The organism is Salinicola acroporae, from assembly GCF_003206615.1.
GTDB lineage: Bacteria > Pseudomonadota > Gammaproteobacteria > Pseudomonadales > Halomonadaceae > Salinicola > Salinicola acroporae.
Genome location: NZ_PZJW01000002.1, coordinates 574,711 through 595,244 on the forward strand (window position 1 = coordinate 574,711; position 20,534 = coordinate 595,244).

A 20,534-nucleotide genomic window follows, 5' to 3' on the forward strand; every position below is an offset into this window, starting at 1 on the left:
TAGTGACTGCCTATACCGCGTGGGTGATGGGCACGGCGCGAGCCAAGACCGCGCCGTTCCTGGTCTCCCGACACGATACCGTCACTGGTGCACTGTTGATGCACAACCCATGGAACCAGGCCTTCCCAGGACGGGTCGGGTTCGTCGATCTGGACGGACGCCAGAGTCGCTGGACCACGGACCGCCGCGAGTTCCTCGGCCGGGGCTCGCTGGCCGCGCCGGAAGCGTTGACCGCAATGCGGCCGTTGTCGGCAAGCAGTTGGGCGGGACACGACCCCTGCACGGTGCAGCAGTGCGAGCTGACACTGGCCCCCGGAGAGACGGTCGAAATCGTGGCGCGCTCGGCGTTCTACCAGGCCAGCGGTGCCTTCGGTTTCCGCGACCAGTTGCAAGATGGCATGGCACTCACCTTCGCCATGCCGGCGCTGGCGCGGCAGCATCTGCTGCGCGCCGCCGGCCGCCAGTTCGTCGAGGGCGACGTACAGCATTGGTGGCTACCGCACTCCGGCCAGGGCGTGCGCACCCGTATCTCCGACGACCGGGTGTGGCTGGCTTTCGCCACCGCCACCTATATCCAGGCGGCAGACGGCACCGCCGTGCTGGATGAGCGGGTCGCGTTCCTGGACGGGCCGCCGCTGGCGCCGGAGGCGCATGACGACTTCGCACAACCGTGGATAGCCGACGAAACGGCGTCGCTGTTCGAGCACTGCGCCCGGGCGCTGAATCAGACGCTCGAAAGGTTCGGAGAACACGGGCTGCCGCTGATCGGCACCGGCGACTGGAACGATGGATTCAATCGTATCGGTGATGCGGGCCGAGGCGAGAGCGTTTGGCTGGGCTGGCTACCGCTGCGCACGCTGAGGCTGTTTGCGCCGCTGGCCGAAGCCCGCGATGCGCCAGAAGATCGTGCCCTTGCCCAACGCTGGCGGGAACGCGCCGAGACATTGCGCCTGGCGCTGGAAAACGAGGCCTGGGACGGCGAATGGTACCGACGTGCCACCTTCGACGACGGCCGGTGGCTTGGCACCCACGATAACGATGCCTGCCGAATCGACGCCATCGCGCAGTCCTGGGCAGTACTGTCGGAAGGTGCCGATCCCGAACGCGCCAACCAGGCCATGGCGTCGGTGTCGCGCCACTTGATCCACCCCGAGCAACGATTGGCGCTGCTGTTCACGCCAGCGTTCGACCGAACCGCCATGGAGCCGGGTTACATCAAGGGGTACCCGGCAGGGCTGCGGGAGAACGGCGGGCAATATACCCACGCTGCGATGTGGTCGATCCTGGCGTTCGTCAAGCTGGGCCAAGCCGAACAGGCCTATCGGCTGTTCTCGCTGCTCAATCCGATCAACCACGCCCTGACCCCGGAAGACGTGGCGCGTTACCGCGTCGAGCCTTATGTGATCGCCGCCGACGTCTACTCCGAACCGCCCCACGTCGGACGCGGTGGCTGGACCTGGTACACCGGTTCCGCCGGCTGGATGCATCAGGCCGGCGTGGCCGGCATCCTCGGGATCCGCCGCGAAGGTCGCCGCTTGATCGTCTCACCCTGCATTCCCGACACCTGGCCAGGTTTTTCGGCCACCGTCGACCTCGAGGGGAGCGCCTGCGTGATACGCGTCGAGCGCCCCTCCGAGGACCGGCCTGCCGGCGCCACCTTGGATGGCGAGCCGCTACCCGACAGCGCCTTCGAAGCCTGGCTGACGCTGGATGGCAAACCTCATCTGTTGATCCTGCGTCTCGCGGAACGCGGGCCCGATCCGGCATGGCCCGGTGCCGTCCCGCGAACCTCGCCGACACCAACTGCCAGCGCCGACGGCGGTGGATCATGAAGGAACGCCGGGGCAGGGCTGCCCCACAAGCACCAACACTCGCCGACACGGCACCTCGGAGAAACCGCTCATGAGAATTCAGCTCGGTTGTGAAATGATTTACCAGTTCGCGGCCCACACGCCGATGATTGCCATGCTCAATGTGCACCACTCGCGCTTTTCGAGCCTGGAGGGGCCCGATCACCTGATCACCTCCCCGATGGTCGATCTATCGAGTTATCGCGACAGCTTCGGCAACTGGTGCAACCGGATGGTGGCGCCGGCCGGCACCTTCACCCTCGGCACCAATGCGATCCTGCATGACGACGGCGGCTACGATCCCGTCGAGCCATCGGCCCGCCAGCATCCGGTGGAAGAGCTGCCGGCCGATGTCCTCCAGTATCTGCTCGGCAGTCGCTACTGTGAGACCGACCTGCTCAGCGAAGTGGCGTGGCAGCGCTTTCAGGGCACGCCGCCGGGATGGACTCGTGTCCAGGCAATCTGTGACTTCGTCAACCAGCACCTCACCTTCGGCTACGAGCACTCGCGCCCCACGCGTACGGCCGCCGAAGCTTACCGGGAAAAGGTCGGCGTCTGTCGCGACTACACACATCTCGCCATCACCCTCTGTCGGTGCATGAACCTGCCGGCTCGCTACTGCACCGGCTACATCAGCGACATCGGCAAGCCGCCTCCCTACGCCGACATGGATTTCGCCGCCTGGATGGAGGTCTATCTGGGAGGGCGCTGGTGGACCTTCGATCCGCGCAACAACGCGCCCTGCATCGGCCGTGTGCTGATCGCTCAGGGTCGCGACGCCACCGACGTGCCGCTGACCCATACCTTCGGCCCCAATACCCTGGGCGGCTTCAGTGTGTGGATTTACGAGCTGGAAGCGAAGTAAGGACCGAATGGAATGAGGGCAGTCCAGAATGCGAGAGGCTACCCCGAGGGTAGTCGAGAGACGAAGCGCCCCCTCTTGGGAGGCGCTTCAAGCGTGACGAGTATCAGAAAGCGGTCCACTCTTCGGTTTCGGCTTGCCGCGGAACGGCTTTCGCCGGTGGTCGTTTAAGCCCCTGGGGCCTCGGCACGGTCGACGCCACACCGGTCGAGGCGGCGGGTAGCGCCTGGGTGGTGGCGCTCGCGGCCCCCTTGAAGAAAGAGACCTCTTTCAATAGCGACGCGGCCTGGCTCTGCAAGGATCGCCCGGCGGCACTGGACTCTTCCACCAGGCTCGCGTTCTGCTGGGTTACGCCATCCATCTGGGACACGGCGGTGTTGACCTGGTCGATGCCCTGCGCCTGCTCGCGGCTAGCCACAGCGATCTCCCCGACCAGCGTGGTCACGCGGGCGACCCCCTCGACGATCTCTTCCAGCGCATGACCCGCCCGATTGACCAGCTCGGTACCGGCATCGACCTGACCCATGCTTTCCTGAACCAGCTGCTTGATCTCCTTGGCGGCATCGGCGCTGCGCCCGGCAAGATTCCGCACCTCGCTGGCCACCACGGCGAAGCCGCGTCCCTGCTCGCCAGCCCTTGCCGCTTCCACCGAGGCATTCAGTGCCAACAGATTGGTCTGGAAGGCGATCTCGTCGATCAACCCGACGATGCCAGCGATCTTGCGGCTTGAGGAATTGATCCCCTCCATCGCCTTGACCGCCTCGCCGGCCACCTCGCCGCCGGCATTGGCTCGCTGGCTGACGTCATGCACGAGCCTGTCGGCTTCGGCGGCGTTCTCCGCGTTCTGGCGTACGGTCGAGGTGATCTCGTCCATCGATGCCGCCGTCTGCTCGAGGCTCGCGGCCTGCTCCTGGGTACGGCGACTGAGATCGTCGGTGCCTTGGGCGATCTCGTCCGCCGCGATGCTGACCGATTGGGCGTTGCCGCGTACGCTCATGACGATATGGGAGAACTGGCTCTCCATCGCCTTCAACGAACGCAGCATCACGCCGAACTCGTCCTTGCAGGTGATATCGATCGCGTTGTCGAGATTGCCGTCGGCCATGGCGTTGGCGAGATCCTGGGCTTTACCCAGCGGCGTCATGATTCCCCGGATCAGCCACAGCGCCAGCAGTACGCTCGCGATCAATGCACCGATCATGGTGCCGATGACGAGCTTGCGCTCCCACTCATACAGCGCGACCGCACCCTCGAAGGATTCGGCGGCCTGCGCGCTGTTGCGTTCCACCAACTGCTGAATGCCATTGAGTACGTCGGGATACTGTTGCCGCAGCGTCGTGGTAGCAATGACTCGGGCTCGGTCGAAATCATTGCCGATCATCGCCGTGTTGAGCTCGGCGATGGTGGGTCTGAGTTTGGCCAACGAGGTGATGAAGGCATCGGCCATCTCTCGCTCACGCGGACCGCTGATACGGTTCGGATAGTAGTCCTGCCAGGCCGCGTCGATGATGGCATCGTTTTCCGCAATCTCCTGCTGTGTCGTCCGAGCCGATTCGGGGTCACGATCACGCTGTTCTGCGGTGATCTTGACCCGGTTGCTGAGCAGCGCTCGGTCGATGCGACTGAGCGCTTTCAGCGTCAGCACGTTACCTTGGTAGGTGCGTTCTAGAGCGTCCTTGGTCGAACTCAGCCCGAACAATCCGAAGCTTCCGACGATGAACAACATCACGACACAGGCGCCCAGGCTCGCGGCGAGACGCAATTTCACACTTCGATTCAGTAGCAGCATGGCAAGCCCCCGATAGATGCCCACGGCTCTGGCCGTCAGGCGGTATGGAACTGGATTCGGCAAGCGTGAGAAGGCCTGTATCACTCGCACCATGCCGTGAGACGTCCTATCGGCTGCTGTACAAATAAACTTAATTTCATTTAGCCCATTATGTTGCTACCACACACCGCCGTTATGGATTTTTGGCCCGTAAGCATTGATTGGAAAGGGTAAAGGCCCTTTTAAAAAAACCAAACGAGGTATCGATATGGCGATGGAAGGAGGAAGGGCTCTCGGCAGCGCCAAACTGCCCAACGATGACGACTCTTGTACGCAAATTCTTTCTTGTACAATTTTTACGGCTATGCCAAAGTGTTCTTAACGGCCGCAGGGATCGCTGGCCGAGTCGACAAGGATCGTCGAACCGCCGCAGGCAAGGACTGCCTCATCTCGCTGGCCAGGACGGCCAGCCATCACCAAGGAGGGAGCATCATGAAGCATCATATTTCATGCACCCGCTGTGGAAACCCCCACGCAGTATCTGCAGATAGTCCACGAGACTGGGATGAAATCACCTGCACGGAGTGCGGAGAGTTCATCGACACCTACGGCCACCAGGCCGATCTCGCCTCGCCCAGCTACGCGCTTCACACACTCAATCTATCGCGTGGTTTGATCCTGCAGATGGCGAGAGAGAGCGGCCATCGTCTCGAGCAGCAGATGATGCGGCAATCGGCATGATGACCGTCACCCTGAATCTCGACTGCAGCGTCTGCGGGCATCATCGTTTTCGACTGCCTATCAAGCAGGAGGAAGGGTCCCGTGTCATCTGCGCGAACTGCTCGGCGTACAAGTGTCAGGTCCAGGATCTCGAGAAGGCCCTGATCGCCGTTGGCCGAAGCCGGCACCGCACAGCAGTCTCCGCCGCCTGATTCATCACTCGATCGTACTTGTCTGGCCGCCTCGTTGTTCTGGCGGCTTTTTTTGGCCAGTCGGCAGGGCCGGCCAGACAGCAGCGCCACCCACGTTGGCGGCGACGAAGCGATAAGGCGTGGGTATTTCCGCTTTCCCCACGCCAGTCGCACCGAACCAGCTACCTCGTTCTAGCCACCTTATCGTAGCACCTCGATCAATTGGGCCTTGGTCATGCCACGGCGCCCGGCGATGTCGCGTTGTTGTGCCAGTCGGTAGCGTGCCTCACGAGAGAGCCTGGCCAGTTCGCCCTTGGCGGGTGCCTTGCGGGATTTTTTCGATGCCGAGCCGTGGTCGGCCGACTGGGCGCCCTTGTCGGGAGAACGAGCAGACGAGTAGGATTTCCGCTTCGACGAAGTGGTGCCAGGCCAATACCTGGTGAAATACGATCTCGTCGAGCGCCGCCATGATGCCGACGCCCAACAGGACGGCGGTCACCATCGTCGCGCCGGTTCGTCGCTGAACTCGCTCGCTCATATCGATCCCCTCGTGCAGATGCGTCTTCATCTCTCGACGCCCATGAGGATGCAAAAAACCCCGGCCACTGGGGCCGGGGTTAGATCGTGGCGGTTCCTTGCCAACTTGCCATGGCGTCCTGCCATGCGTCCTTGTGAACATCGCTTCCCGCGACTCCCTCCTTGGCACTGCGTCTTCCTGACGCTGCAAGACCACCGTACGCCTCAAAGCCATCAATGAAGTTCATGCAGGTTAAAGAAGCGCGGAAGTTATGTTTCGTTGTGTAACGCCAGCCTGATCGTTCGACCCATATCACCCAGTCACTCGTCGCTGGAACCATCAGCCCGATACGAGACTGCCCACGGGAAGCGCGATCACAACCAGCCACGCCGGCCAGCGCCATACCGTCAGCAGCAGGAAGCCGGCCAGCGCCAGCGCGAAATCGGCCGGCTCGACAACGGCGCCTTGCCAGATCGGGGCGTACAGCGCGGCCCCCAGTATGCCGACCACCGCCGCGTTCGTGCCTTGGATCAGCCGCTGCGCGGTCGACGAGGCGCGCAACCGGTCCCAGTGCGGGAGGACGCCCACCAGCAACAGCATGCCCGGTAGAAAAATCATGATCGTCGCCACTGCCGCCAGCAACCAGCCTTGAGCGCCGGGCGCCATCGCCGCACCCAGATAGGAAGCGAAGGTAAATAACGGACCCGGCACGGCCTGCGCGACTCCGTAACCGGTCAGGAAGGTGCTCTCCGAGATCCAACCGGGGTCGACCACCTCGGCCTGCAGCAGCGGCAGCACGACATGCCCGCCACCGAAGACGAGCGCTCCGGCCCGGTAGAACGCGTCCATGACCGCGACGACCTCGCTTCCCCCCACCGATGCCGCCAGCGGCAGCAGCAGAAGGAGCAGGAAGAACAGGACAAGCGCGAATCGGCTCCAGCGCCCGGAGAGCTCGAGGCGATCGGATGGGGTCGTCGTTTCCGGCCGGCAGCGCCAGACGCCAATAGCGGCTCCCACCGCGATGGCCCCCAACTGGCCTGTCATGCCGCCGATGAAGACGGCCATGAATACGGCGATCAGGGCGATCCCGGCCCGCCGCCGGTCGGGACACAGCTTCCCGGCCATCCCCCAGACGGCGTTGGCGACCACGGCGACGGCCACCAGCTTGAGACCATGAATCAGGGACTGGCCGACATCGCCCCCCAGCGCCGACGCGCCGGAGGCGAACAGCACCAGCACGATGGCCGAGGGCAACGTGAACGCAAACCAGGCAGCGAGCGCGCCGGGTAGGCCACCCCGCCGCAGGCCGATCGCAAAGCCGACCTGGCTGCTGGCGGGACCGGGCAGGAACTGGCAAAGCGCGACGAGATCGGCGAAATCCGGCTCGGAAAGCCACTTCCGACGCACCACGAAAGCCTCGCGGAAATACCCCAGATGCGCGATGGGGCCGCCGAAGGAGGTCAGCCCGAGCAGCAGAAACGCCCGAAATATCTCACCATAGCGGGAGGGGGACTGCCGGATCCCGGTCATGCCGACACTCCTTGTTCGCGGCGACCTTTATTACCGCTCACCTTACGGTGTGGAAATGACAGGCAGCCACAGCGCCAGCGCGACGAGCGTCGCCAGCAGTACCGGCGGGGTGATCAACAGGCCGATCTTCATGTACTGCCCCCAGCCGATCTTGTAACCCTTGCCGGCCAGCACATGCAGCCACAGCAGCGTCGCCAGGCTGCCGATGGGCGTGAACTTCGGCCCCAGGTCGTTGCCGATCACATTGGCGTAGACCATCAGCTCCTGGGTCACCGCCGGCACCTGGGCCCGGTCGATGGCCAGCGCCCCCACCAGCGTCGACGGCAGGTTGTTCATGATCGAGGCGACGATGGCGGAGAGAAAGCCGGTGCCGATGGTAGCGATGAAGTCGCCCTGCCCGGCCAGCCACTGCAGCGCCCGGGCGCCATAGTCGGTCAGGCCCGCGTTGCCCAGCCCGTAGACCACCAGATACATGCCGATGGAGAACAGCACGATCTGCCACGGCGCGCCCTTGAGCGCCGCGGTGACCGACACGGCGGCGCCCTTGCCGCCCCGCCACCAGCGACCGGCGATCGCCATCAGCACGATGGCCGCGGCACCGGTCACGAAGGCGATGGGGACACCCAGCGGCGCGGTGACGAAGTAGGCGACGAGCAGAACTGCCAGCAGCGGAAACGCGGTGCGGAAAATCAGCGGATCCTGGATCACCGAGCGCGGGGCATCGAGTTCCTCGACCGAGTAGCGCTTGGGGATCCGACGGCCGAAGGCGATCCAGAGCACGCCCAGGGTCGCCGCCAGCGAAACCAGGTTGACCGGCACCATGACTGCCGCGTAGCGGTCGAAGCCGATGTCGAAGTAGTTGGCGCTGACGATATTGACCAGGTTGGAGATGATCAGCGGCAGGCTGGTGGAATCGGCGACGAAGCCGGTGGCGATGATGAACGCCAGCGCCGCCGGTGGCGAGAAGTCCAGCCGCAACAGGATCGCGATCACGATCGGCGTCAGCAGCAGCGCCGCGCCGTCGTTGGCGAAGAGCGCCGCGATGACCGCGCCCAGCACCACCACCAGCGGGAACAGCAGATGCCCGCGGCCGTTGCCCCAGCGGGCGACATGCAGCGCCGCCCAGGCGAAGAACCCAGCCTCGTCGAGAATCAGCGAGATGACGATCAGGGCGACGAAGGTAAACGTCGCATCCCAGACGATATCCCACACCACGCCGACATCGGAGAGCCGCACCACGCCCGCCAGCAGTGCCACCAGCGCCCCGCCGAGGGCGCTCCAGCCGATTCCCAGACCCTTGGGCTGCCAGATCACCAGGATCAGGGTGACGACGAAAATAGCCAGTGCCAGCATCGAATGCCCCTGCGTTCAGTGAGTACTTTCTAGCAATTACGTTTAGCGAGCACTTTCAGTGAGTGCCCTGATTGACGCGACGCGAGAGTTCGTCTGCGCTCTCGACCCGCTCGGAATAGCGATCGGTAAGATAGGCCGAGCGCCCCCGCGTCAGCCAGGTGAACTTCACCAGTTCCTCGCAGACATCGACGACTCTCATGTAGAGCGGCGAGGGTTTCATCCGTCCGGCGTCGTCGAACTCGGTGAATGCCTTGGGTACGGAGGACTGGTTGGGGATGGTGATCATCCGCATCCAGCGCCCCAGGATTCTCAGTTGGTTGACCGCATTGAAGCTCTGGCTGCCGCCGGAGACTTCCATCACCGCCAGCGTCTTGCCCTGGGTCGGGCGCACGCCACCCAGCGACAGCGGAATCCAGTCGATCTGGGCCTTCATGACCCCGGTCATGGCGCCATGACGCTCCGGACTGACCCACAGCATACCGTCGGACCACTCGGCGAGATCACGCAGCTCCCGTACCTTGGGGTGCTCCGCCTCGGCATCGTCCGGCAGCGGCAGACCGGACGGATTGAAGGTTCTCACCTCACAGCCATACCAGCGCAGCAGCCGGCCCGCCTCCTCGGATGCCAGCCGCGAAAAGGCGCGCTCGCGCAGCGAACCATAGAGCACCAGGATCCTTGGCGGATGGCGCGGCGCGTCGGCGCCCACCAGCGCCTCGACATCGATCGGCTGCAACTTCTCCGGATCGATATTGGGCAGGTCGTCGAGATCGACAGAATCACTCATTTCACGCCCGCCGCTGGCACGCCTATTGCCGTCACTCATGCCCGGCCCCATCGGCCCGCACCACTTCGCCGTCTTCCTTGGTGAACGTCGCCACCGGGTCGGCCAGCAGCGCCAGCACGAGCTCCGAAGGCCGGCACAGTCGGGCGCCCTTGTCGGTGACCACGATCGGCCGGTTGATCAGGATCGGGTGTGCCATCATCGCGTCGATCAACCGGTCATCGCTCAGGGCCGGATCGTCGAGGCCGAGTTCCTCGAACGGCGTGCCCTTGCGGCGCAGCAGCTCTCGCGGCGTGATGCCCATCATCGCGATCAGCTCGACCAGGCGCTCGCGAGTGGGCGGCGTGTTCAGGTATTCGATCACGTCCGGCGTCTCGCCGGAGGCCTCGATCATCGCCAGCGTGTTGCGCGACGTACCACAGGCGGGGTTGTGATAGATCAACGTCTTCATGGCGCCCTCACGATTTGTCTTCGGCATTCCCGTCATCGGGGGAACAGTTCAGAAAAGGTTCACAGGCCTCCGGGTGCCCGGCGCAGCAATCGCGAACCAGGAACCGGATCGTCTCGCTCATGTGAGAGAGATTGGCGCGGTAGATGATCGACCGGCTCTGCCGCCGGGAAACGACCCACCCCGCCCGCGCCAGCACCGAGAGATGGGCGGACAGGGTGTTGTGAGGCACGCTGAGCTGACGCGCGATCTCGCCGGCGGGAAGCCCCTCGGGTTCATGGCTCACCAGCAGCCGGTAGGTCTCGAGCCTCGTCTCCTGGGACAGGGCGGCGAAACTGTCGATAGCGTTCTTTATTTCCATATGTCCAGAATATAAGACACATTGAAGCCTGACAACGACCTTTGAAAAAGATCGAGGAGGGAGAGGTTCCTCGGGAGCCTCTCCCCGCGCCGCCTCAGCCGCTCTTGTCGTTCAACTGGCCATAGTAGACGGGTCGGCAGAGACAGAAGACTGGCGCCCCTGTTGCCTCGACGGCCGTGACGAAGCGCTCCGCCGTCTCCTCGTCCATCGCGTACATCAGCTCGATGGGCTGGTCGGCCAGATCGAAGAAATGGGCGGAGTGCAGCTTGCCGTCCGCCCCGGTCCCCTCGACGTCGCTGCGCTGGGTCATCCGGCCGAGATCCAGACTTTCCGCCGTCTCGATGATCCAGTCATAGACGCGCTTGCCCTCGTGCCGACGCGACTCCGGCACGATGAATATCACTTCATAGCCGCTCTTGAGCCGATTCATGACTGTGATCCTCCCAGCAGGTTCTGGATGACGCCGTAGGTCAGAAAACCCAGGCCGGTCATGACCAGCGAGCCCAGCACGTGAACGCCGATGCCCAGCAGCGCCATGCCGTAGCGCCCCGCCTGGATGTTGCCGAACATCTCGGCGGAGAAGGTGGAAAACGTGGTCAGCGCGCCCAGGAAGCCGGTGATCACGAACAATCGGACCTCCGGCGACAGGGACGGCAGTTGCGCGAAAAGCGCGATGCCGATGCCGATCAGCCACGCGCCCAACAGGTTCGCCACCAGCGTACCGGGCGGAATCGCCGGAAACAGGGCGTTGAGCCAGACGCCCAACAGCCATCGCAGATTCGCGCCAATCGCGGCACCGGCCCCGATCGACAATACGGACAACCACATACCTGACGTCCTCGATAGATCCTTTTGATGGAATGATCCGCTCGAGGAGGCGAGCCAGCAAGGAAGGAAATACGGACACCTGCTGACACGCCTCGACCGAAGCGCCTCGCAGGCATCATTAACCGATAGACGGTGGTTCGAGCGACCGGGAAAACCGCTCGGGAGGAATGCCATCTCCCACGCCGAGACCTTAGCACCGAACGCGCCGGCCGCGCCACTGGCAGTCCGGTACGCCACGCTGCCCTATTGATGCGTAGAGTGGCGCCCTCTCACTCCCACGCCGCGCCTTCCAGGGCGTCGAGCGGAATCTTCAGATAGCGTTTGCCGTTGCTCTCCGGCTCGGGAAGTCGTCCGCCGAGGATATTGACCTGCAGCGCATGCAGGATCAGCTTCGGCATCGGCAATTCGCGGTCGCGACGATGACGCAGCTCGACGTACTCGGCCTCGCTACTGTCATCGAGTCGGTGCTTGTTGGTCTCGCGCTGCTCCTGCACCGTGCTTTCCCACTGCGGTTCGCGGCCGTCGGGCATGTAGTCGTGACCGGTGAATAACCGGGTCTCGTCGGACAGCGCCAGGATCGCCTGGATCGAGTGCCACAACTGATGAGCGCTTCCGCCGGGAAAGTCGGCGCGGGCGGTGCCGAAGTCGGGCTGAAACAGGGTGTCGTGAACGAAGGCCGCATCGCCGATCAGGTAGGTGATCGAGGCCGGCGTATGACCCGGTGAGAGCATTACGCGACAGTCGAGTTCGCCCAGCTTGAAGGTGTCCCCGTCATCGAACAGATGATCCCACTGGCTGCCGTCGTCCTTCAGATCCGGCCAGTTGTAGATTGCCTTCCATAGCGCCTGCACCCGGATCACCGGCTGGCCGATAGCGGTAGGCGCACCGGTTTTCTCGTGCAGATATCGGGCAGCGGAGAAGTGATCCGCGTGGGGATGGGTATCCAGAACCCAGTCGACCTTAAGTCTTTTGCGCTCGACATAGGCCAGCAGCTCATCGGCCTGGAACGTCGTCGTGGCGCCGGACTTCTCATCGTAGTCGAGCACGGGGTCGATGATCGCGCAATGGCTTGTGAGTGGGTCGCTGACGACATACTGGATGCTGAAGGTGCGGGGATCGAAAAAGCCGGCGACATCAGGGCGGGCTCCGTTTGCATCACCCCGAGAGAGAGCGAAGGTCTTCATGACGACTCCTTGGGAAAGCCTACCCCTAGCGTAACGCCTGTACAGTTATAACGTTATATCGATTTCTGACATCAAGACCCGTTTGGCGCCTGCGGTTATGCCTCCTGGGTATCATCGCTCTCGAGGCCAAAAAAACGGCACCGGTGTCGCCGGTGCCATCCTGGTTTTGGTGGTGTTGTCCTTCAGTCTCCCTACGAGCGACAGCTTAGAACAGCATCGCGTCCAGCCATCCCGTGGGATAGTGCAGGTTCAGGAGTGCCTGCATGCCGAGCAGGAAGATTCCAATGCCGATGGCGATCAGCAGCGCCGCCGACCAGCGTGCCTTGGCAACGAACCGGATGAAGCACAGCGTCATGAGGACCGCAGTGCTGATGAAGCCGAGTAGCGAGGCCACGACGATCAGGGCCAGCAGTCCGCCGAGCCAGACCAGCGGCTGGCCGATGGGTTGGCTGACCCAGGTTGCCTGCCCCTTCCACGCCTGGGCGCCGGTCAGCAACGCGCCGATGGCCATGATCGCGATGGCCAGCATCGGGAAGATGCCGCCGATCATCGACATGCCGCTGACGTCGTACCAGGCACCGGCCGCCAGTGCGAGCATGCCCGCGACCAGCACCAGATCGATCTTGCCGAAGGTCGGCGCCGGCGAGTCGGCCGTCTGGCGGTTGACATCGGCACCCACCGCCAGCGGCTGCCGCCGTCGCTGGAGCAACCGCTTGATCAGCGGGAAGGCAAACGCCAGCGCGATCAATGCCAGAATGATGATGACCCCGGGGCGAAGAAACGCCGCCATGCCATGGAACTGCACGCTCTGATAGAAGTAGGTCTCGGCACCCGGTGCGAGCACGAAGCCGATCAGGAAAGCGGGACGGGACCAGCCGGCCTGCTTGAACAGTAGCCCGATCGCGCCGACGGCGACCAGGGTGTACCAGTCGCCCAACGACCGGGTGGCCTGGAAGGCGGCAAACAGGATCAGCGTGGTGATCACCGGCGCCAGCAGCACGAAGGGGATGCGCGTGAGCTGGGCGACCGGCCGCGCCAGCATCAGGCACAGTGCGGCACCGAGGATATTGGCCAGCGCCAGCGACCAGATGATGGTGTAAGTGAGATCCAGGTGGGTGGTGATCATGCTAACCCCGGGCTCAAGCCCCAGCAGCAGCAGTCCGCCCAGAAAGATCGCCGCCGTGCCCGAACCCGGCACGCCGAACAGCAGCGTCGGCACCATGGCCCCGCAGGCACAGGCGTTGTTGGCCGACTCCGGCGCGATGACGCCGCGAATGTCGCCGTGGCCAAAATGCTTCTCGCCCTTCGTCTTCGATGCGAACGCATAGGTGAGCCAGTCGACGACCGAGCCGGCGAGCCCGGGGATGGTGCCGATGAGGCTCCCCATACCGGCGCACTTGGCGACCAGACCGCGATTGTCGACGACGTCGCGAATGCCCTGGCGCCACCCATGGCCCAGCGACGTCTGCTCACGGGCGATACTGCCGCGCCGAATGAGCAGATCGACGATCTCCGGCAACGCAAAGATCGCCAGCCCTACGACGATCAGCGGGATACCGTCGAACAGATACTCGACGCCAAGGTTGAGGCGAAACTCGCCGGTCGCCGGCGCCGTCCCGATCGCCCCGGCCAGCAATCCCAGGCCGCAGGCGGCCATGCCCTTGAACAGGCTGTCGCCGGAGAGCACCGCGACCATGGCCAGCCCCAGCAGCGTCAGCACGAACAGTTCCGCCGACGAGAACGCCAGCACCAGCGGCCGCGCAACCAGGATGAATCCGGTCAACACGATGGCGCCGATAACGCCGCCGCACAGCGATGACAGGAAGGCGCTAGCCAGCGCCCGCGCCGCTTGGCCCTTCTTGGCCAGTGGGAAGCCGTCCATCACGGTAGCCTGGGAGGCGCTCGAACCAGGAATTCCCATCAGCACCGAGGTGAACGTGTCTCCCGTGGGAATGACCGCGACCATGCCCATCAGCATACCCAGCGCCAATCCCGGCTCCATGCCGTAAAGAAACGGCAGCAGCAGCGCCATGCCGGCAATCCCGCCCAACCCGGGAATGATGCCGACCAGCAGACCGATCATCACCCCCAGACCCATGTAGACCAGATGCGAGGCACTGAATACCTCGCCTAAACTCGCGACCAAGGCATCTATCATTGTGTTGTCTCCTCATACCGTCTCGGCGACGACGAATCAGTTAACGCGTCACGACCCGCACGCCGTAACGATCCTTGAGCCAGTCGACGACCCATTGACGACGGGCATCGCTGAGTTCCATCGCTGACGCCAGCTGCTTGGCGGCAACTTCTCCCACGACCGGCTCGTACGGCCCGACCTGCTGACGCGCGGCGGCAATAAACGCCTCGTTCGTCGTCAGGTCCTTGGCAGCGGCGCGATAACGCCCCAGCAGCTCGGCATCGACCTGCTTGGGCACCAGCAGCAGTTTCTGCAGGGCATAGCCGGAGGCGAAGAACTTGTGGAAGACCTCGTAGGCGACGTCGTCTCGGCTGGCGCCGGGCTGGGCCAGATAGAGTTCCGAGAACGTGGGCAGATCGGGGAAGGCGGGATCACGCACGATCACGCCCTCTTCGTTCATCACGCCCAGCGAAAAGAGCGGCACGGCCTGGCCGGATTCGACCAGCGGCGTGACGCTGCTGAAGTAGGCAGAGGTGGTCTGGAAATCGACCCCGGCCTCTCCGCGCTCGAACGCCAGGCGCCCCTCGCCACGACTGCGCATGCCGAAGACCGGCTCGACCGCCAGGCCCAGCATGTCGAATGCCAGCATCACCGGCATCTCGAGCCCGGTCGGCGTCTGCATCGCGAACTTCGTCGGCTCCTCGCGCAGATTGTCGAGAATCTCGGCGGTCTCCTTGCCGAAGCGCGGCTGGACGTAGACCACGCCGCCGGTGGGCGCGGCAATGATCGGCGTCCACTTGGCGTAATCGAAGCGGACCCGAGGATCCTGCAGCATGGCCGGGAACTGCGTGGAGGCCGAAGTGACCAGCATCTCCTCGCCATTGGGCTGAGCGCGGGTATAGAAGAGATTGGTACCGGTGATCGAACCGCCCCCAGGCACGTTGTCGACGACGATGGCGGGATGCGAGGGCAGCGACTGCGCCATCCAATGCGACATGAAGCGCGCCCAGACATCGGTGCCCCCGCCGACCCCGAACGGCACGGTCCAGGTCAGCGTGTCGGGCATGGGCTGGCCGTCGTCGGCTTCGGCGAATAGCGGTAACAGCGCCAGCGCACAGGCGATCCACCAGCGCCGGCAAGGCATTCGCGAGAGTTTTGGCTTGGCGTGCATATCCTCTCCTTCTCTTGGTGTTGTGTTGGGGAAACACTGCATAAATGCCTGCGCAGGCGAATCGCTGCGTTGCGCTTCATCCTGCTCGTCGATTTATTCAGTATTTCCTTGGATAAGGTGTCCGACGTCCTCAGCCGGCGGCATCCAGCTCCAGCGTTTCCGGGACGAATACCGAACCGCTGAACAGCCGGCGAGCGGTACGCACCAGCGAACAGCGCGGCCACGGCTGCCCCGTGGGCCAATGGCTGACCACGCCCAGCCGGCCGCTTGGATGCTCGAACTCCATCAGTCCGTTGTCGTCCGGCACGCTGGCGAGGCCGTCGGTGATACCGCGGCTGTCGGCACACGCCACGGCAAGCCCCACTGCACCGGTGATGGCAAGCGCGCGATGGCACCGGTGCGGCATGAAATAGCGCACCTGCAAAATACCGCCCGCTTGCGGCGCACTGATCAGAACGGGTTTGGGGATCACCTTGTCGGCGACATCGCCCAGACCCATGGCGGCTCCGGCCTGTCGTCGGATCGACTCCAGCCTGGCCATCAGCTCGCGATCGCCATCGAGTTCGGCCGGCGACGCGTCACCCCGTTTGCCGAGATCTGCAGCCCGGAGGAGTACCATGGGCATGGCGGCGTCGAGACAGGTCACCTCGAGGCCGTCGATGACGTCTCGTGGCCGGCCGGTGGGATAGAGCTCGCCGGTTTTCGCTCCCACGACGTTGCGAAACTCCAGCAACACCGGCGCGGCGGTGCCGGGGACACCATCGATATGCGTCTCGCCGACGTAAGCGACCCGGCCGTCCGGCGTCTGGATATCGGCATCGATGACGCTCTGGGTATTGACGTTGCGGATCGTGACCCGCGTGACATCGCCCTGGGCCGCTACCAGGCCCTGCTCGATCGCAAAGGGACCGACCGCGCTCAGCATGTTGCCGCAGTTGGGGGAGGTATCCACGCGCCGCTGTTCGACCATGACCTGGACGAACAGATAATCCACATCGATACCGGGCTCCGACGAGGGCGACACGATGGCGACCTTGCTGGTCTGCGGGTAACCGCCGCCGATGCCGTCCACTTCCAGTTCGTTGCCCGATCCCATCAGCGCCAGCAGCACCTCGTCGCGCCGGGCAGGATCCCGAGGCAGATCGCTACCCAGAAATACCGGGCCCTTCGATGTACCACCGCGCATCAGCACGCAGGGAATGGCTTGCATAGATCGTTCCTTCCACGTTTCGGCCGACCCGCGGCCACTGGTGGAAGGCAAACTCGCACGCTTGTATCGAGTGATCCAATGCAATTATCGTGACCATTAATGCACCAAAGACATCAATAGACCAAAATCACATAACCTTTTGATATTTATTATTAAAATGATTCATCCGCTACATTTTCCAGAGAGGTCTGCCGAGGCGGTATTCGACCAATGAACTATGAGCTTTAAGTTGTGAACTATGAGCTGCAGCAGATTCAGGCGTTCCTCAAGGTCGCGGAACTCGAGAGCTTCCAGGCGGCGGCGCAGTCGCTCAATCTCTCCCAGCCGGCCCTGAGCCGACGCATCAAGAAGCTGGAATCCATTCTGGGCACGCCGCTATTGGCGCGCACGACGCGCAGCGTTTCGCTCACCACCGTCGGGCGGGACTTCTTCCCCCAGGCCAAGCGACTGGTGGATGAGTTCGACCATGCCCTGTTCAACATTCGCGCCCTGGCCGAGAACCGGATCGGCCAGATCACGCTGGCCTGCATACCCACCGCCGCGTTCTATTTCCTCCCTGCCGTCATCCGTGAGTACAACGCCCGCTATCCCAATATCCGAATCCGCCTTCTCGACCTGAGCGCGAACGACGGACTCGGTGCCGTATTGAGCGGCGAAGCCGAATTCGGCATCAACATGCTCAGCGGGCATCACCCCGATATCGTCTTTACTCCCCTGGTCGTCGAGCCGTTCGTGCTGGTCTGTCGGCACGATCATCCGCTGGCAACGCATGGCAGCGTCACCTGGAGCGAGCTCAGCGAGCACAAGCTGATCGGGGTGGGAAAGATGAGCGGCAACCGGATGCTGCTGGACCACGAACTCTCGTCGCTGACCCAGCGACCGAGCTGGTTCTACGAGGTCCAGCACCTATCGACCTCGCTCGGCATGGTCGAGGCCGGGCTGGGCGTCGCGGCGGTTCCCCGCCTGTCGATGCCCGACCAGGAACACCCGCTGCTGGTCCAGTGTCCGCTGATCGAGCCGCTGGTGAAACGGACCCTGGGAATGGTAAGGCGACGGGATAGCGCGCTATCACCGGCGGCGGAGCGCTTCGTCGAGACACTACTGAAACACTGGGACAAGGGCGGCATTGAAGGTGGCATCGGGCCGATCAACTTGTAACGATGCAATTCCCGTCGACCGTTCACCTCTGGGCTCCTGGGACTTGCCCCAGGAACGTTGACGTGAGGTCACCCGCGCCCAAGATCATCTCGGCTAGAGCCTGGCCGGAAAGAGGCCGCGAACCCGTCATGCTTCGACACTCAAACCCCAACGTTGCGGGGTCTGCTCGAAACTCTCGATCAGCAGCTCGGTGAGGATGCGGATCTTGCGGGCGGGATACTGACCTGCCGGCGGGGGCAGACGATCTGTCATGACTTCCTTGTCCACGTTCGGTCCCATACCGGGGAGCGATGTCGCTCCCGGAGTGTCGGGCGCACCCGCCGCTATTCCGGCTCGCCGCCGGTCAGCTCGGCAGCGGTATATGTTCCTCCCGGTCATCCACCGGAAGATCGAAGCGCCCACGCCCCCAGTCTTCGGCCCGCCATTCGGCCTTGGCCTCCTCGATGCGCTCGCGAGAAGAGGCGACGAAGTTCCACCAGATGTAGCGAGGACCGCCGAGCGTGGCGCCGCCCAGAATCATCAGCCGTGCACCGGCTCCACCGGCAGCGACGGTGATGCGGTCGCCGGGCCGAAAAACCATCATCTGAGGCGCGGCGTAATCCTGGCCAGCGATCGAGATCGCGCCCTCGACGATATAGATGCCCCGATCCTCGTGATCATCCGGTAGGGGCAGCAGGCTTTTCGCTTCGAGTGTCACCTCGGCGTAGAAGGTCTCGGAGAACATCGAGGCAGGGGCGGTCTTGCCGTAGGCGCTACCGAGGATCAGCCGAACACGCGTACCGCCATCCTCGATGACCGGCAGCGTCGCCTTGCCGTGGTGCTCGAACGTGGGCGCCATGTCCTCGTGGCTTTCGGGGAGTGCCAGCCAGGTCTGGATTCCGAACAGGCTGTTGGCGGCATTTCGGGCAGCGCTCGTCGTGCGTTCGGAGTGGGTAACACCGCGTCCGGCGACCATCCAGTTCACTGCGCCAGGCTGAATGATCTGGTCGGCCCCGGTGCTGTCGCGGTGATGGAAATCCCCGCGAAAAAGATAGGTCACCGTGCCGAGACCGATATGCGGGTGTGGGCGGACATCGATGCACTGGCCGGTCAACAGCTCGGCCGGCCCGGCCTGGTCGAAGAAAATGAACGGCCCGACCATCTGCCGCTTGGGTGCCGGTAGCGCGCGTCGAACTTCGAATCCCCCCAGATCGCGGGCGCGGGGAATGATCAATGTCTCGATCGCGTCGATGTCAACGTCATTGGGGCAGCCGGGCTCGAATGCGGGATTCCAGCTCATGGGGTTTTTTTCTCCTCGGCAGGTGCGGCGGGAGTGAAGTCGGACCCGCTGCCATCAAGCGTCAATTTAGCGCTCGGAGCGTTTTGATGACTAGCCTTGGGGACCGTCCGACCGTGTTGCTGAACAGGGAACGCCAAAGGCACTGCGACGAGATGGCACCTGACGATCGACTTGATGGCCGAGCCGGGCATCGCTCGCTGCACTGTCCGCGCCAGACCGACACGCTGGCACTCATCGACGACGTGCGGGCCCTGCGCGATGAACCGGGTACCCGGCTCTTCACCACGGCACGCTCCAACCTCGTCCGGAAACGGCATGGGTATCGACGACCGGGAGATCACCCCACTGCAGAGGAATCGTAGCCGGATGGCGACGAAGCCGCTTCACCCACTGCCGTCCAACGATGCGGCTTATCAGAAGTCAGCGCTGACTATAGGCCAGGCGCGCGGCGAACAGCAGCAGCACCATACCGGTAGTTCTATCCAGCCACTGGATAACACGCGCTTTGCGCAGGAAGCGACCGAGCGGTCGAGTCGCGGCGATAAGAGTCAGGCACCACGCCGAACCAATTAGCACGTGAATGGCCACGAGTCCAAACGTCTAGACGACTAACGAGCTATCTTGGGGAATAAATTGAGGAAGGAATGATGCATAGAAGACACCCACCTTTGGATTCAGCGCGTTTCCCAGAACGCCTTTCAGGAACCAGTTTTCACGCTTGATCGAGTGGAGATCGAACGCCCCTATACTGCAGCGGGGCGAAAGCAGCATGTTCAGACCCAGCCAGCCTAGGTAAGCAGCGCCGCAATACTTCAGCACGCTGTAAGCGAGTTCTGAAACGGCAACGACAGCGCCCAGGCCAAAGGCAACCGCCGCCCCCATAGAAAACAGCCGACATTGATTCCGAGCGCGGCCTTCACCGCCTGCCAGGGCCCCTCAATCGAAGCCGTTCTGAGCACCAGCGCCGTATCGAGGCCGGGAGTCAAGGTGAGCAGCGTGGCCGCGAAGATGAAAGCAATTATGTTTTCCATGGCGGCTCGCGATGTCGCACTCGATAGGTGATCAAAAACCCCAGCTGCAAGCATCTCATGGCGATGGGTCGCTTTCCTCTACGTAGCCAATCTACGCAAACGAAAAAACCGCCTCGATGGGCGGTTTTCTTCAAGGCTCACTAGCCTTTTAAATC

22 protein-coding genes and 1 riboswitch are annotated in these 20,534 nt (G+C 63.4%); of the genes, 5 read left to right on the plus strand and 17 right to left on the minus strand.

Translation table 11 applies throughout. The features are described 5' to 3' along the window. The first annotated feature begins 2 nt into the window (after positions 1-2). On the plus strand, positions 3-1,832 hold the full coding sequence (locus DOM54_RS03825; protein ID WP_276309659.1) for a GH36-type glycosyl hydrolase domain-containing protein: 1,830 nt from the start codon (positions 3-5) through the stop codon (positions 1,830-1,832). 70 nt (positions 1,833-1,902) lie between these two features. Next, positions 1,903-2,715 (plus strand): transglutaminase-like domain-containing protein, encoded by an 813-nt coding sequence (locus tag DOM54_RS03830; protein ID WP_110715034.1) that lies wholly within the window; start codon positions 1,903-1,905, stop codon positions 2,713-2,715. A 103-nt stretch (positions 2,716-2,818) separates the two neighbouring features. Here the strand turns inward: DOM54_RS03830 and DOM54_RS03835 are convergent, their stop codons facing one another. Continuing rightward, entirely contained in the window at positions 2,819-4,501 is a 1,683-nt protein-coding gene (locus DOM54_RS03835; RefSeq protein WP_110715035.1) for a methyl-accepting chemotaxis protein, read from the minus strand. A 471-nt stretch (positions 4,502-4,972) separates the two neighbouring features. Here DOM54_RS03835 and DOM54_RS19945 point away from each other — a divergent pair, with 471 nt between their 5' ends. After that, the gene (locus DOM54_RS19945) at positions 4,973-5,221 is read left to right on the plus strand and encodes a hypothetical protein (protein WP_162619752.1); all 249 of its coding nucleotides are present in this window, start codon (positions 4,973-4,975) and stop codon (positions 5,219-5,221) included. 456 nt (positions 5,222-5,677) lie between these two features. Here DOM54_RS19945 and DOM54_RS03850 read toward each other — a convergent pair whose 3' ends face one another. The 12 genes from DOM54_RS03850 to DOM54_RS03905 form a co-directional block, all read right to left on the minus strand. After that, on the minus strand, positions 5,678-5,959 hold the full coding sequence (locus tag DOM54_RS03850; RefSeq protein ID WP_240613753.1) for a DUF2243 domain-containing protein: 282 nt from the start codon (positions 5,957-5,959) through the stop codon (positions 5,678-5,680). Between the two features lie 288 nt (positions 5,960-6,247). Then, on the minus strand, positions 6,248-7,438 hold the full coding sequence (gene chrA / locus DOM54_RS03855) for a chromate efflux transporter (protein ID WP_110715037.1): 1,191 nt from the start codon (positions 7,436-7,438) through the stop codon (positions 6,248-6,250). Positions 7,439-7,480: 42 nt separating this feature from the next. Further along, positions 7,481-8,791 (minus strand): arsenic transporter, encoded by a 1,311-nt coding sequence (locus DOM54_RS03860; protein WP_110715038.1) that lies wholly within the window; start codon positions 8,789-8,791, stop codon positions 7,481-7,483. 55 nt (positions 8,792-8,846) lie between these two features. Beyond that, positions 8,847-9,575: an arsenical resistance protein ArsH gene (gene arsH / locus DOM54_RS03865; RefSeq protein ID WP_110715137.1), complete on the minus strand. Its 729-nt coding sequence runs from the start codon at positions 9,573-9,575 to the stop codon at positions 8,847-8,849. A gap of 31 nt (positions 9,576-9,606) precedes the next feature. After that, complete coding sequence (arsC, locus tag DOM54_RS03870; RefSeq protein ID WP_110715039.1) at positions 9,607-10,023, minus strand: arsenate reductase (glutaredoxin); 417 nt, start codon at positions 10,021-10,023, stop codon at positions 9,607-9,609. A gap of 7 nt (positions 10,024-10,030) precedes the next feature. Beyond that, on the minus strand, positions 10,031-10,381 hold the full coding sequence (locus tag DOM54_RS03875) for an ArsR/SmtB family transcription factor (RefSeq protein ID WP_110715040.1): 351 nt from the start codon (positions 10,379-10,381) through the stop codon (positions 10,031-10,033). A gap of 94 nt (positions 10,382-10,475) precedes the next feature. Continuing rightward, positions 10,476-10,811: a DUF190 domain-containing protein gene (locus DOM54_RS03880; RefSeq protein ID WP_110715041.1), complete on the minus strand. Its 336-nt coding sequence runs from the start codon at positions 10,809-10,811 to the stop codon at positions 10,476-10,478. Beyond that, positions 10,808-11,209 (minus strand): fluoride efflux transporter CrcB, encoded by a 402-nt coding sequence (gene crcB / locus DOM54_RS03885; protein WP_110715042.1) that lies wholly within the window; start codon positions 11,207-11,209, stop codon positions 10,808-10,810. The genes DOM54_RS03880 and crcB overlap by 4 nt, the downstream gene beginning before the upstream one ends. Before the next feature lie 102 nt (positions 11,210-11,311). Then, positions 11,312-11,396: riboswitch (Fluoride riboswitch) on the minus strand. A gap of 82 nt (positions 11,397-11,478) precedes the next feature. After that, positions 11,479-12,393 (minus strand): MBL fold metallo-hydrolase, encoded by a 915-nt coding sequence (locus DOM54_RS03890; protein WP_110715043.1) that lies wholly within the window; start codon positions 12,391-12,393, stop codon positions 11,479-11,481. 205 nt (positions 12,394-12,598) lie between these two features. Beyond that, positions 12,599-14,551, minus strand: coding sequence for a tripartite tricarboxylate transporter permease (locus tag DOM54_RS03895; protein WP_110715044.1), 1,953 nt, complete (start codon positions 14,549-14,551; stop codon positions 12,599-12,601). A 40-nt stretch (positions 14,552-14,591) separates the two neighbouring features. Continuing rightward, positions 14,592-15,701, minus strand: coding sequence for a Bug family tripartite tricarboxylate transporter substrate binding protein (locus DOM54_RS03900; protein ID WP_240613754.1), 1,110 nt, complete (start codon positions 15,699-15,701; stop codon positions 14,592-14,594). A 130-nt stretch (positions 15,702-15,831) separates the two neighbouring features. Next, on the minus strand, positions 15,832-16,911 hold the full coding sequence (locus tag DOM54_RS03905) for a 4-oxalomesaconate tautomerase (protein WP_110715045.1): 1,080 nt from the start codon (positions 16,909-16,911) through the stop codon (positions 15,832-15,834). A 231-nt stretch (positions 16,912-17,142) separates the two neighbouring features. Here DOM54_RS03905 and DOM54_RS03910 point away from each other — a divergent pair, with 231 nt between their 5' ends. Next, entirely contained in the window at positions 17,143-18,069 is a 927-nt protein-coding gene (locus DOM54_RS03910; RefSeq protein ID WP_110715046.1) for a LysR family transcriptional regulator, read from the plus strand. A gap of 126 nt (positions 18,070-18,195) precedes the next feature. Here DOM54_RS03910 and DOM54_RS20510 read toward each other — a convergent pair whose 3' ends face one another. Both DOM54_RS20510 and DOM54_RS03915 read right to left on the minus strand, forming a co-directional pair. Continuing rightward, positions 18,196-18,321, minus strand: coding sequence for a hypothetical protein (locus DOM54_RS20510; RefSeq protein ID WP_276309660.1), 126 nt, complete (start codon positions 18,319-18,321; stop codon positions 18,196-18,198). 91 nt (positions 18,322-18,412) lie between these two features. After that, positions 18,413-19,348: a pirin family protein gene (locus DOM54_RS03915; RefSeq protein WP_110715047.1), complete on the minus strand. Its 936-nt coding sequence runs from the start codon at positions 19,346-19,348 to the stop codon at positions 18,413-18,415. Between the two features lie 152 nt (positions 19,349-19,500). On the opposite strand from DOM54_RS03915, the gene DOM54_RS19950 reads away from it, so the two are divergent. Next, positions 19,501-19,710 (plus strand): hypothetical protein, encoded by a 210-nt coding sequence (locus DOM54_RS19950; RefSeq protein ID WP_162619753.1) that lies wholly within the window; start codon positions 19,501-19,503, stop codon positions 19,708-19,710. A gap of 238 nt (positions 19,711-19,948) precedes the next feature. Here the strand turns inward: DOM54_RS19950 and DOM54_RS20565 are convergent, their stop codons facing one another. Continuing rightward, positions 19,949-20,230: a LysE family translocator gene (locus DOM54_RS20565; RefSeq protein WP_206018999.1), complete on the minus strand. Its 282-nt coding sequence runs from the start codon at positions 20,228-20,230 to the stop codon at positions 19,949-19,951. Beyond that, positions 20,161-20,379, minus strand: a complete 219-nt coding sequence (locus DOM54_RS20230) for a hypothetical protein (RefSeq protein ID WP_206019011.1) — start codon at positions 20,377-20,379, stop codon at positions 20,161-20,163. The genes DOM54_RS20565 and DOM54_RS20230 overlap by 70 nt, the downstream gene beginning before the upstream one ends. Positions 20,380-20,534 lie beyond the last annotated feature (155 nt).

Excerpts from the sequence above, each read along its gene's own strand:
- DOM54_RS03830 (WP_110715034.1), top strand. The coding sequence starts at position 1,903 with ATGAGAATTCAGCTCGGTTGTGAAATGATTTACCAGTTCGCGGCCCAC.
- DOM54_RS03835 (WP_110715035.1), bottom strand. The coding sequence starts at position 4,501 with ATGCTGCTACTGAATCGAAGTGTGAAATTGCGTCTCGCCGCGAGCCTG.
- DOM54_RS19945 (WP_162619752.1), top strand. The coding sequence starts at position 4,973 with ATGAAGCATCATATTTCATGCACCCGCTGTGGAAACCCCCACGCAGTA.
- DOM54_RS03850 (WP_240613753.1), bottom strand. The coding sequence starts at position 5,959 with ATGAAGACGCATCTGCACGAGGGGATCGATATGAGCGAGCGAGTTCAG.
- chrA (WP_110715037.1), bottom strand. The coding sequence starts at position 7,438 with ATGACCGGGATCCGGCAGTCCCCCTCCCGCTATGGTGAGATATTTCGG.
- DOM54_RS03860 (WP_110715038.1), bottom strand. The coding sequence starts at position 8,791 with ATGCTGGCACTGGCTATTTTCGTCGTCACCCTGATCCTGGTGATCTGG.
- arsH (WP_110715137.1), bottom strand. The coding sequence starts at position 9,575 with ATGAGTGATTCTGTCGATCTCGACGACCTGCCCAATATCGATCCGGAG.
- arsC (WP_110715039.1), bottom strand. The coding sequence starts at position 10,023 with ATGAAGACGTTGATCTATCACAACCCCGCCTGTGGTACGTCGCGCAAC.
- DOM54_RS03875 (WP_110715040.1), bottom strand. The coding sequence starts at position 10,381 with ATGGAAATAAAGAACGCTATCGACAGTTTCGCCGCCCTGTCCCAGGAG.
- DOM54_RS03880 (WP_110715041.1), bottom strand. The coding sequence starts at position 10,811 with ATGAATCGGCTCAAGAGCGGCTATGAAGTGATATTCATCGTGCCGGAG.
- crcB (WP_110715042.1), bottom strand. The coding sequence starts at position 11,209 with ATGTGGTTGTCCGTATTGTCGATCGGGGCCGGTGCCGCGATTGGCGCG.
- DOM54_RS03890 (WP_110715043.1), bottom strand. The coding sequence starts at position 12,393 with ATGAAGACCTTCGCTCTCTCTCGGGGTGATGCAAACGGAGCCCGCCCT.
- DOM54_RS03895 (WP_110715044.1), bottom strand. The coding sequence starts at position 14,551 with ATGATAGATGCCTTGGTCGCGAGTTTAGGCGAGGTATTCAGTGCCTCG.
- DOM54_RS03900 (WP_240613754.1), bottom strand. The coding sequence starts at position 15,701 with ATGCACGCCAAGCCAAAACTCTCGCGAATGCCTTGCCGGCGCTGGTGG.
- DOM54_RS03905 (WP_110715045.1), bottom strand. The coding sequence starts at position 16,911 with ATGCAAGCCATTCCCTGCGTGCTGATGCGCGGTGGTACATCGAAGGGC.
- DOM54_RS20510 (WP_276309660.1), bottom strand. The coding sequence starts at position 18,321 with ATGACAGATCGTCTGCCCCCGCCGGCAGGTCAGTATCCCGCCCGCAAG.
- DOM54_RS03915 (WP_110715047.1), bottom strand. The coding sequence starts at position 19,348 with ATGAGCTGGAATCCCGCATTCGAGCCCGGCTGCCCCAATGACGTTGAC.
- DOM54_RS19950 (WP_162619753.1), top strand. The coding sequence starts at position 19,501 with ATGGCACCTGACGATCGACTTGATGGCCGAGCCGGGCATCGCTCGCTG.
- DOM54_RS20565 (WP_206018999.1), bottom strand. The coding sequence starts at position 20,230 with ATGGGGGCGGCGGTTGCCTTTGGCCTGGGCGCTGTCGTTGCCGTTTCA.
- DOM54_RS20230 (WP_206019011.1), bottom strand. The coding sequence starts at position 20,379 with ATGGAAAACATAATTGCTTTCATCTTCGCGGCCACGCTGCTCACCTTG.